This window comes from Fischerella sp., from assembly GCF_013388695.1.
In the GTDB taxonomy this organism is placed as follows: Bacteria; Cyanobacteriota; Cyanobacteriia; order Cyanobacteriales; family Nostocaceae; genus PCC9605.
This window is the reverse complement of sequence record NZ_JACAEU010000036.1, coordinates 1-11,950: the sequence shown is the minus strand read 5'-3', so window position 1 is coordinate 11,950 and position 11,950 is coordinate 1. Positions and strand designations below refer to the sequence as shown.

Annotated in this window: 9 protein-coding genes; 4 read left to right on the top strand and 5 right to left on the bottom strand. The window is 40.5% G+C overall.

The features are described from left to right. The first annotated feature begins 126 nt into the window (after positions 1-126). Positions 127-834 (top strand): M15 family metallopeptidase, encoded by a 708-nt coding sequence (locus tag HXY43_RS06195; RefSeq protein WP_290881240.1) that lies wholly within the window; start codon positions 127-129, stop codon positions 832-834. Between the two features lie 82 nt (positions 835-916). Here HXY43_RS06195 and HXY43_RS06190 read toward each other — a convergent pair whose 3' ends face one another. The 3 genes from HXY43_RS06190 to HXY43_RS06180 form a co-directional block, all read right to left on the bottom strand. After that, positions 917-1,084 (bottom strand): hypothetical protein, encoded by a 168-nt coding sequence (locus HXY43_RS06190; RefSeq protein ID WP_290881238.1) that lies wholly within the window; start codon positions 1,082-1,084, stop codon positions 917-919. Beyond that, positions 1,081-1,392, bottom strand: coding sequence for a DUF4258 domain-containing protein (locus HXY43_RS06185; protein ID WP_290881236.1), 312 nt, complete (start codon positions 1,390-1,392; stop codon positions 1,081-1,083). Before HXY43_RS06185 ends, HXY43_RS06190 begins: the two co-directional genes overlap by 4 nt. 93 nt (positions 1,393-1,485) lie before the next feature. Beyond that, complete coding sequence (locus tag HXY43_RS06180; protein WP_290881234.1) at positions 1,486-3,918, bottom strand: ATP-binding cassette domain-containing protein; 2,433 nt, start codon at positions 3,916-3,918, stop codon at positions 1,486-1,488. A 397-nt stretch (positions 3,919-4,315) separates the two neighbouring features. Between HXY43_RS06180 and HXY43_RS06175 the strand changes: the two genes are divergently transcribed. Beyond that, positions 4,316-5,218 carry a PhnD/SsuA/transferrin family substrate-binding protein gene (locus HXY43_RS06175; protein WP_290881231.1) on the top strand — a complete coding sequence of 301 codons (903 nt, stop codon included), beginning with the start codon at positions 4,316-4,318 and terminating at the stop codon, positions 5,216-5,218. 363 nt (positions 5,219-5,581) lie between these two features. Beyond that, positions 5,582-7,045 carry a protein kinase gene (locus HXY43_RS06170; protein WP_290881228.1) on the top strand — a complete coding sequence of 488 codons (1,464 nt, stop codon included), beginning with the start codon at positions 5,582-5,584 and terminating at the stop codon, positions 7,043-7,045. Between the two features lie 405 nt (positions 7,046-7,450). Here the strand turns inward: HXY43_RS06170 and HXY43_RS06165 are convergent, their stop codons facing one another. Then, a complete protein-coding gene (locus HXY43_RS06165; protein ID WP_290881227.1) occupies positions 7,451-8,395 on the bottom strand; it encodes a DUF3365 domain-containing protein in 945 nt (314 codons plus the stop codon). A gap of 309 nt (positions 8,396-8,704) precedes the next feature. Beyond that, complete coding sequence (locus HXY43_RS06160) at positions 8,705-9,613, bottom strand: DUF3365 domain-containing protein (RefSeq protein ID WP_026732828.1); 909 nt, start codon at positions 9,611-9,613, stop codon at positions 8,705-8,707. Between the two features lie 371 nt (positions 9,614-9,984). Here HXY43_RS06160 and HXY43_RS06155 point away from each other — a divergent pair, with 371 nt between their 5' ends. Beyond that, on the top strand, positions 9,985-11,814 hold the full coding sequence (locus tag HXY43_RS06155; protein ID WP_290881223.1) for a serine/threonine-protein kinase: 1,830 nt from the start codon (positions 9,985-9,987) through the stop codon (positions 11,812-11,814). Positions 11,815-11,950 lie beyond the last annotated feature (136 nt).

Here is an 11,950-nt window from a genome sequence, read left to right as displayed (position 1 = left end):
TGTACTTGTAGGCTTTTAACACTGTGCTTACCAAACTATATCTACTATGGTAAACTAAAGGCATACAAAAGTAAAGTCGCCCTAGAAGGGCGAGGTTTTAAACCCATTTTTCTGATAAAAATATTAATGAGACCGTATCATCAAGTTCCAATTCAAGAGTGTGGTCAACCTCTCGTAGCAATTCCCCTAGAATTGTTTGCGGTGGAGTCTCCGCATCCATATGAAAAGTTAGGTGCGCCTTATGGCGAACATTCCCCTTATTTTCTCCGCCAAAGCCTTGTTGATAGTTTGATTGCAGCGCAAAATCACCTGCAATTGCTACGTCCTGATTGGCGGATTCAAATTTTTGACGCTTATCGTCCAGTGGCTGTCCAGCAGTTTATGGTAGATTACACTTTTGCCGAAGTTGTGCGCGAAAGGGGATTTGTTGAGGCTGAGTTATCTGCAACCCAGCGCCAAGAGATTTGGCAGGAAGTTTATAAAATTTGGGCTGAACCCAGTTTAGATAAAAAAACACCACCGCCTCACAGTACTGGTGCTGCTGTGGATGTAACGTTGGTGGATGAGACAGGGGAAGTTGTGGATATGGGTTCGCCTATTGATGAATTGTCAGAGCGATCGCTCCCCGATTACTATGCTATTAGCGATATTCCAGAAGTACAGCAGTATCATGGGAACCGTTTACTATTGTGTGATGTGATGGAAAAAGCCGGATTTAAACGCAACCCTCGCGAGTGGTGGCATTTTTCCTTAGGCGATCAGATGTGGGCTTGGTTGCATAATCAAGCAAATCCAGATCAGAATTTTGTAGCACGCTACGGCCGTCTTGTGTAGAGTGATTACTTTGTCAACTCGTGAAACAATTAAATCTGCTATTCATTGTCATATCGAAATCTTTGGTGAAGAGGTTTTAAGTCTAAGCTAAAGTTGATTGTTTCGCCTCTAATTCTTTAACACGATTTTGTAGCTGTTCGAGTTCATCAATTAACTGTAAAACAGTCACGCCAATGTCTGGTCTAACTTCCGGCTGTGCAGTATTATTGATTTGCGACTGCGCCCAATCTGCTAATTTTTTCAGTGTCATTTTCTTATCCTCCAATCAATCCAACGGTTAGGATCGGGACGGTAAACAGTGATTAATTTTACTGTTTGGTTAGCTTGATTGTATGCCCAAACACTATGAATAGGTTCACCTGTTGAGTTCCATCCCAATATTAGACAAGCAGGTAAAGGATATGCATCTGGGTAATCTTCGATAATTTCGGCACCCTGCTCTACTGAAAAGTATATTTCTTCAATGTTGAGAGAGTCGGCAAGAGCTTCACTTATGCTGTGTCTAGATTTAATAACTTTACCTGTATTGAGTGCATTTATAATGTCTTTTATATCCATCTTAAGAGATATATAGCGATTCAACTCACACCAATATGCGAAGATATCAAAAACAACTTTACGCCTTTACGTGATATTTTTAATAACCATCTCTCACACAATATCTTTCCGTTTTTGCAACAATAGTGCCACAACTAAATAAACCAATGTATGCACACCCAAAATTCCCCAATTTAAACCCAAATTCTTCCAAGTAAGATCGTAAACAGAAGAAGCTTCAAAAATATTATCTAAAGATGGTGCGCCTGGAGTACTTTTTGGAACCATTGCATTAACATCAACTAAGACTCCATAAGCACCAATTGACCATCTACTAATTGTTAGCCAACCTAGTTTAGCCGCTAATCCTGTCAATTCAAACAGCACTCCTGAGAGAATGATTTGGGGAATCATAATCAAGGGAAGAATACTATTTGCTTCGTTTTCACTTTTAACAAAAGCAGAAATCATTAAACTGAGACTAACACTGGCTAGTAGGGTTAAAAAAGTAGTAATACCCAAACCCAATAACCAAGGCATAAGATTAGATTCTGGTAATTTAAAACCCACTAAGACAGCTGCAACAATTAACAGAGTTTGCAGCAAAACTAAACCAGAACGAATCAGAACTTTAGAACCCAAATAAGGAAATAAGCCTAAGTTGATGAGTCTTTCTCGCGCATAAATGGCTGCTTCTTTGACAATTTCCCGCACGGAACTAGAAAGTCCTACCCAAATTCCTATACAGCTGAAGATAAATAGTACTTTGAGTGCTAGCGGGCCTTGAGTAATTTCTGCCGGATCGAGTTTTTTTAGCGGTGTCTCGTCTCGCAAGATCCAAGCAGTCAGCGCGATCGCGATCGGCCCCGATACCAAAGAGAAAATTATACTAGCGCGATCGCGTAATACTAATTGCAGATACCGTTGACTCAACAACCACAGTTGTTTAAGCGGAGATATCCCCGTGTGGATACTATCATCCGGTTTAGAAGTATTATCTTTACCAGGCTTTAACTGCGATTTTACGTATTTTTGGCATTCTGGCGATCTTTCGTATTTGTGCGACCAATTGTCAACGATTGTTGTAACATCCTTCGCACTACCGCCCTGGTCGAGTTTGATATAGATATCTGAAAAATACTTTAAGTCTTCTGAGGGCATCTCAAAAAAGCGTAGTGCTTCCTGGGGAGGGCCAAAGTAGCAAAGTTTGCCACCCCTACCCATGAACGCAATGCGATCGCACACCTCAATATTAGCTGTAGCATGGGTAACTAATACCACTGTCCGCCCTTGGTCTGCCAACTCCCGCAGCAGGCGCATCATCTCTTTGTCTAAACCAGGATCAAGACCAGAAGTTGGTTCATCCAAAAAGAACAGTTTTGGGTCTGCTAAAAGTTCTACACCGATGCTGACACGTTTGCGTTGCCCCCCACTGAGATTACGTATAAAATTTGTCCGGACGTGAGTGAGCTTAATTTGGTCTAAGGTCTTATCAACTACATCCTTAACATTTATATCGGGTGGCAATCTTAGCTTGCAAGCATAAGCTAGAACTTCCTCAACTCTAAGATCGGGATGCACAATATCATCTTGGGGGACATAGCCTAATTGCGAACGATAAATTGGCCAGTTTTGCCGCAAGTTGTGCCCGTTCAGATAGACTGTGCCAGAAGATACCGGTTCAATTCCCAATAAAGATTTCATCAAGGTGGACTTACCAGCACCACTACCGCCAACTAATGCCACCAATTGTCCTGGTTCAATCACCAAAGACACATCGTTAAGAATAACTTTTTCGCGTCCCTCTTTGTCTTTGACCTTGCGTTTCAATCGGTGGACATCAAGGCGAATTTGACTACCACTATCCAGTAATTCTAAGCAGTCTGGGCGATAAAGCAGGCTAAACGGGCCAATCTGAATCCTGCTTTGATCCGCTAGTTGTACACGTTTTGAGATTCGTTGACCGTTGACAAAAGTACCGTTGGTACTCAAGTCTTGGAGAATGTGTCCTCCTTTCCCATCAGGATAAATCGCAGCGTGTAGACGGGAAACGGTAGGTGCATCTAACTGCATTGAGGAATAGCGATCCGGTTTGGGAGACCGACCGAGTTGCACAGGCCAATCTTTCAAACCTTTTAATACCAAGCGACGGTGAGAGGGGATTGTTGCTGGAGCATCAACTGGATTAAAGTAATCTAGCTGAATTCGGTTATGAGGAGATTGACCGATTTCTAACTGCACTCCATTTTTTAACAGGTAGCCTGTGGAGGGATCAATGCGAATTTGATTTAAAAATATGCCGTTGCGGCTGGGATTGATACCATCACCATCATAAATCCGATAATCTTCTCCTTCTTTTCGTAAGATAGCCTGTTTTCTAGAGAAGACTTCCCAGCCTATCGGTACTTCTAAATCTGCCCAGTCCCGACCACGCCCTAAGCGATGCTCATCTTTTTGGAGATAAAGCCGTAGGGTTTGACCTTGATTATTAAGTTCCAAAAAAGGTTGAGGACTTACAAGCGTGGCTTCTTCAAAGCTCCCTGCCATGAGATTTCTTAAACCTAGTTATCTAATTAAATTCACACCCTGACCCTAAAAAAATTATGAATAATTTTCCGGATGAGTTTGTAGGCTAGCTCAGCAGTTGCACATGAGTAAACTAAGAGAGTTGTTGGTAGTTGGTTGTTATTTGTTATTTGGAACAACCAACAAACAACACACAACAAACAACGATTGCCTATCATGTTTATTTACGCCGAGTCAATTACTTATTTCTATAATGATCGGGAACAACCTAATATTAGTCAACATATTTTTGAAAATAGCAACATTTACTGCAATCAAGGTTAATTTTTTGGTGCGATCGCCTTTCTATACCATCTTAAAAAGAGATAATTAAAATTACTTACACCCTATCATCTCCTTTTACAGTAATTTAATAATTATGAAAACTATTATTTTGATTTGGCCGCGTTTTTTTATCCAGCTATTAGTCTTAATTGGACTACTAGGGACGGGATGCAATTCGCAAAAAACAAACAACGTCCCAGACAAACTGACTATTGGTGTAGTGAGCTATGGTGAGGGAAAAGTATCACTCGATAATTACGAGCGCTTTAAAGACTACATTGCCTCACAAACTAAGTCAATAGTTGATCTGGAACCAGCTTACAACGAATTACAAGCTATTCACCAAATTCATAACAAAAGATGGGATATGGTGTTTGCACCTCCTGGTTTAGCAGCGATCGCGATCGGCAAAGAACTTTACATCCCTCTGTTTTCAATGGAGGGAGCCAGTAGTAGACAACGCTCTTTACTGATTGTCCGAGACGACAAACCAATTCAAAAAATATCAGACTTGGCTAATAAGACCATTGCCTTAGGAGAAGCCGGTTCTGCTGCTGGTTACTATGTTCCTTTATATGACCTCTACGGTTTAACCCTAGCTCAAATCCGTTCTGCTCCTACTCCCAAAACTATCCTTGAATGGATTGATAACGGCACTGTTGATGCGGGTGCTATATCAGAGCAAGATTTTGAAGTTCATCGACGAAGTTTTAGTGCAACCAAGTTTAGAATTTTACACACAAGCCGATGGATACCCCCTGGGGTGATGCTGCTTGCACCGACGGTAGACCGCAATCAACAGCAGCAAATCCAAAAAGTCATGAACGATGCACCTGCTGATATTGCTGGCGACGCAGGTTACGTTCCTGCTGCTAGAATACCTAATTACAAGGAGTTTATTAAGATAGTCGAAAAAGTCAGACCTTTAGAAGTACGAGTTAAGCAAACACCTGCAATTCTCCTCCCAGAAACACCTACCCAGCAAAATCAAAGTTAACGGGCAAGCAGTTAATTGAATGATGCTTCATAAAATTTAATAATTTATTTGCATATTTTCTAAGAGTTATACCGATAAATAATTAGGCATTTGGCGGGTTGGCGGATGAATAAACTTCTTAATAAAAAATTACCTTTCTTTTAAAAGGGTAATTATATGTAAAAGCTTCAAATTGGGTTCTCCCAGAGGATAATCTGGAAAACCCAAGCTTGAAATTTACTATAAATCTTAATTTTCTGCTAGAGTTGCTCAGCAATTCAAATTAAAGATATTTTGACAGATTGCGTACGAAAACCAATACTCTAGCAGTTGAAGTTAAAGATATCCAAATTTTCTATAGAAAATAGCTAGGAGTATTGTAATATGTCTCAGTCCCATTTAATCAGGCCGGAAATACCTTCAGGAACTTTAATAGATAACCGTTATATAATTCAACAACTCCTAGGACAAGGTGGTTTGGGACGGACTTATTTGGCGTATGATACTCGTCGCTTCAACGAACCCTGCGTTCTGAAGGAATTTGCCCCCATTGGTACAGGGGGAGGAGGCTTAGAAAAATGCCGCAATTTGTTCAAAAGAGAAGCAAAAATCCTTCATCAGTTGGAACATCCCCAAATTCCTCGCTTCCTGGCTTGCTTTGAAGGAGATGGTCGTCTATTCCTAGTACAAGAGTATGTAAATGGTAAAACCTATTCAGCACTCTTGCGAGAACGTCAAATTCAAGGGCAAGCTTTTTCAGAAGAAGAAGTAATTCGGTGGCTGAAGAACTTACTGCCTGTCTTAGAATACATCCACCAACATCATATTATTCATAGAGATATTTCTCCTGATAATATTATGTTACCAGAAGGCAAGGTTTTGCCTGTACTGATTGATTTTGGAGTAGGAAAACAAATAGCCGACCTCAACGATCCCACTAATTCTAATCAAGCCACTTTTGTTGGCAAAATGTCTTTAGTAGGAAAAGTGGGGTATGCTCCTCGCGAACAAATTAGTTTGGGGTTGTGTTCTCCTAGTAGCGATCTCTATGCTTTGGGGGTAACAGCCGTTGTGCTGCTTACAGGTAGAGATCCATCCTTTTTAATGGATCAGTACACCTTGGAGTGGAAGTGGCGTTTCTACACCTATGTCGGCGATGAATTTGCTCAAATATTAGATAAAATGCTGGCAGATACACCCAGGTTGCGATATCAAACAGCTCAAGAAGTTGTTAGGGATCTTGAGTTTTTGGAACAAGCTCAAGTGCGATCGCCATCAACAATGTTTGATGTTCCTCCCACCATACTCGCTCCTGAATCTCAATCTGTGATGGCATCGACGAACTCCCCCAATCCATCTACAGATGAAACAGTTCTGGTTTCACCTTTTAACGAAGAACCATTTAACGAAGAACCATCTCAACATCAATCCACTTTTCAAAATCAAAAAACTTTCCAAACTCAACAAACTTTCCATAGTCAACCACCCACTCCAAATCAACAAACCTCTCAAAATCAACCCACTTCTCGCACTCAACAAACTTTTCAAAATCAACCCACTTCTCGCACTCAAAAAACTTCTCAAAATCAACCCACTTCTCGCACTCAAAAAACCTTCCAAGGCCAACAAACTTCTCAAAATCAACAAATTACCTCCCTCAACGCTGCTTTTGTACAGCGTTGTCAAGAAGCCTTAGCTTTCTACATTGGGCCGATCGCAAGTTTAGTAATAGAAGACGCATTAGCTGAAAATCCGCAAGCGACACCTTACCAATTTGTTGAACTCTTAGCTAGAGAAATACCAGAACCGCAAGCAGCACTTGAATTTACCAGACGGTTATTTTCATAAAAGTTTAAGCTAATGTGCTTGTAAATATTACTTTTTATAGTTGAAACGAATATTGGCGATTAGTCTTTTGTGTTCTACAAAGAACTGATCGCCAATAAATTAAGTAGAAAAGCATAAATAAACTAAAAACGGGGCAGGCTAGAAGCCCACCCCACAAGAGGTTTAATAATATTGTGGGGTGGGCATCCTGCCCGCCCGTATAAAATACAAGATATTTTACGTTTAATTATGTTGACCTACTTATTACGCTTGAAGTATACAACGTCAAAGGCTTATACCATTTATCTATAAAGATGCGCTTAATATAGCCCGCCTACGCGGGCTTAGTTTTTATAGCTCAACTCTTCTAGGGTTTGGGCTATATAAATATTAAGCGCATTGTTACAGAGAATTGGTATTAAGTATTTAAGTTTCTATACCTTCTGTACCTCCTGTACCTCCTGTACCACGTGTATTTCCATGAGGACGTTTGAGTCGTTTCATTGCCATTTCTAAACTTAACTTCATGCGTTTGAAGGCTCTGGCAAGATTACCAATTTCATCATTAGATAACTGATCGAAGTCAACATCCATATGTCCGGTGCTGACTTCTTCAGCCACACGAGTTATACGTTTAAGAGGACGAACTACTTGTCGATTCAAAAAGATGTTAACTAAAAGAATGACGACGATAAAAACAATGGATACAAGCCCTACAATCAAAAGAGAAGATTGATAGGCTTTTTGGATAACTTTGCTAGCTGGTACAGAGATAACCTGAGCACCTATAATTTCACCTAATTGCCAACCAAAACCATTAGCCGTACCGTAACGCTGAATCATACTCTGAGGTGCTTGATCTGGTGTACCGTGACACTTCAGGCATGCTGGATCGGCAATTGCTAGCGGACGAGCGATATAGAAAATATCTCCGCCAGGAAGTGAGCGAAACCCGCTCAATTCTTTTAAGCCTTTTTCCTTGCGGAAGCGCTCAACAATGTTTGTCTCAAAGTTGTCAGCTTTATCCCGAAGATTAGTAGGATTGAGCGTCGCTTCTTTATAAAAGAACTCTCGATAATCTTGTTTTTTTCGCAAATTTTCAAAGACTTCTCGTGCTGAGTAAGCAGGCACACTTTGCGGTAAAAACTCAGTTTCTAATTTATCAACGAGTACTGGATTAACTTGAGCGTTAGTGTACTGCCGAACAGAAATCATGGTTTCCATCAACATTAGCGCTGTTGAGGAAATTTCTTGTTGAGCATTCCGCCTCAATACAGAAGACAGAGCGAACCCACTTAAGCTCAAACCGAATGCCAGAATTACCAGCAGCAGGATTGTAACTTTTTGCCTCAATTTCAAATTTTTTAACATAATCTTAACTTACTTAAAATATGTCAGTAAAATGTTAGATTTGCGATTAGGTTTTTAAATTGCGCTTAATTACATGATAGTTTGCCTGTCATAAAATTAGAATATAGAATAATGTAGATTATTAAAATCCAAAAATGCAAGAGTTTGGCACCAATAATTAGTGAAGTCTACATAAATATTTTTTTATCAATAATCTCTTAATAAAGACAAAGCGTTTAAGTAAAAGCTTTCTGGTTTTTATAGAAATATTTATTTGAAAATTTTTGGATAAACTAGTTAATCATTTTAGTATTTTAATTTTTAAATTGTTTAACCTCCTGTACTACCAGAATTTCTTTTCAGTCTGTTCATTGCCATTTGTAAACTAAATTTCATGCGTTTAAAAGCTTTGGCAAGATTGCCAATTTCATCATGAGATAGCTCTTGAAAATCAACATCCATATGTCCTGTGCTGACTTCTTCAGCCACGCGAGTTAAACGCTTAAGAGGACGAACTACTTGGCGCTCCAAAAAAATGTTAACTAAAAGGATGACAATGCTGAAAACGGCAGACACAATTAAAATGATTAAAAAAGAAGATTTATTAGCTTTTTCTATGACTTGGCTGGCTGGTAAAGAAATAATTTGTGCGGCAATTATACTGTTCAATTTCCATCCAAACCCATTCTCTGGGCCATAACGCTCAATCATCGTTTTAGGTGCAACATCGGGAGTGCTATGACACATCAAACAGCCTTCTTCCGTAAGTCTGAGTGGACGAGCAATGTAAAAGACATCTCCACCAGGCAATGAGCGAAATCCGCTCAGTTCCTTTAAATCTTTTTCTTTGGTAAACCGATTGATAATATCTGTCTCAAAATTATCAGCTTTGTCTCGAAGGTTTGTAGGATTAAGTGCTGCTTCTTTATAAAAGAAATCCTTGTATTCTGGTTGTTTTCGCAAAATGTCAAAGACTTCCCGTGCTGAGTAGGCTGATACAGTTTGCGGTAGAAATTTAGTGTCCAATTGATCAATCAGTTCTGGAGTGACTTGAGTAACTGTGTACTGACGCAGAGAACTGATTGTTTCAAGCATCGCCAGACCTGTTGAGGCTATTTCCTGTGTGGCATTTTGCCTTAGCAAAGAAGATAAAGCTAACCCACTGAAGCTTAAACCGAAAACAAGAATAAGGACTAGTATTATTGTAAATTTTTGTCTCAATTTAAGATTGGTTAACATTTTGGGTAGCTCTCAGTTTCAGCAGGAACATAGGAAGCTACAATATAAGACTCCAGTATTCCGGATACCATCGCACAAGAAGACAGCTATTCTAGGGCTAAAAGAGCCAGACTTTTCATATGTTTTAGTGTATGTAATTTATGATCGGCAATTACATAATTTAAAAAAGAATACATATTTATATTGAATAAATTTCAAACGGACGAGAATGATGCAAAGCATCAGTTTCTACAATATCTGTCAGAATTCCCATACAAAATAAACATTTCTTGTTTATCTTTTGCCTGCTAATGTATACAAGGCTACTTGTTTACAGCATAGCAGTTCGTTGTCGTGTCAAAATAAATAGCAGCATTGGGCGATTATCACTAATGGTCTGGAATCCAGGACAACGGCTGTTTGGGGGACGTTATATCGTCGAAAGAAAACTGGGCGAAGGTGGAATTGGTATTACTTACCTCGCCAAAAACGAATATGGTGAATTACGAGTAATTAAAACTCTTAAAGAAGAAATTCTCAATAATCCAGCCTGGAAACCACACCGAGACAAGTTAAGGCAAGACTTTCGAGATGAAGCTGTTAGATTAGCTGTTTGTCGTCACCCTCATATAGTGCAGATAGAAAATATCTTCGATGAAGGGAATATGCCTTGCATGGTGATGGAGTACATCGAAGGCGAAGATATGGGCAAGCGCTTGCAGCGGTTGGGAGTGCTACCAGAAGCAGAAGCACTACTATACATCCGGCAAGTTGGTGAGGCTGTGACGGTAATTCACCGCAAGGGTTTGTTGCACCGGGATATTAAACCACGCAACATTATGATCCGCAGTGGTAAATCAGAAGCTGTTTTGATTGATTTTGGTATTGCTAGAGAATTTATTCCTAATGTTGTGCAAAAGCACACGGTTTATCGTACTCCTGGTTTTGCTCCCCCCGAACAGTATGAATTGGAAGCACCACGAGGAGAATACATAGATGTCTACGGTTTAGCAGCTACTTTGTATAGCTTGGTGACTGGAATAGTACCAACCAGCGCCGAGGAAAGACGCCGTAACATTCCTCTAGAACCACCACAAAATTTCAATCCCAATCTTAGCGACAAGGTAAATCAGGCTATTTTGCGTGGGATGGAATTGCAGTCAAAGCAACGCCCTCAAAGTGTGCAGGAGTGGCTGAATCTCCTAGATGCCGATTTTGAAGAGGATCTAACAGAAATACCTCCTACAAAACTCATTACTACAAACACATCCTCTCAAACTACTTTTTTACTGGATCAAGGAGAGTGGAAGTGTGTACATACCCTCAGAGGGCATAACAGCATGGTTCAAACTGTCGCAATTAGCGATGATGGGCAAATTGTTGCTAGTGGCAGTAGTGATAACACAATCAAACTATGGCATTTGGAGACTGGAAAGCTACTGCGTAGTCTTGGTCGTTGGTTTTCTGGTCATTCCAGCATGGTTCATAGCGTTGCCTTTAGTCCAGACGGGGAAATTCTCGCCAGTGGCAGTTGGGATGAGACGATTAAATTGTGGCTGATTGGTTCTGGTAAAGAAATTCGCACTCTCAAAGGTCATACCAATTGTGTGAATTCTGTAACCTTTAGTCCGAGTGGACAGATGCTTGCTAGTGGCAGTGCTGATTGCACAATTAAACTATGGCATGTGATCTCAGGCAGAGAAATTCGGACTCTTGCAGGTCATACTGATTCTGTTTGGTCAGTTGCCTGGAGTCCAGATGGAGAAATCATTGCCAGTGGCAGTGCTGACTACACTATTAAACTGTGGCAGGTTAGTACAGGCAGTGAAATTCGTACCCTTACCGAACATTCCTTTTTTGTAAATGCGATCGCCTTCAGTCCAGATGGGGAAATCCTCGCTAGCGGTAGCAGTGACTGTACCATCAAACTGTGGGAAGTTAGTACAGGCAGTGAAATTCGTACCCTGATTGGACATTCTCACCCAGTCTGGTCAATTGCCTTTAGTCCAGATGGCGAGTGGTTGGCTAGCGGTAGTTGGGACAAAACCATCAAAATTTGGCATGTTAATACAGGTAGAGAAATTTCCACCCTGATTGGTCATCATAACTATGTCAGATCCGTCGCTTACCCTCCGAGAACACCTGGGGTGTACAGTCTTCATGGACAAACTCTGGTAAGTGGCAGTGATGATGACACCGTCAAAATTTGGCGTTGCGAGTAGTCATTAGTCATTTGTCATTTGTCAACAGTTAGTAGTTAGTGGTTAGTGGTTAGTGGTTAGTGGTTAGTAGTTAGTGGTTAGTGGTTAGTGGTTAGTGGTTAATTTCTCCCACTCCCCCACTGCCCCACTCTCCCAC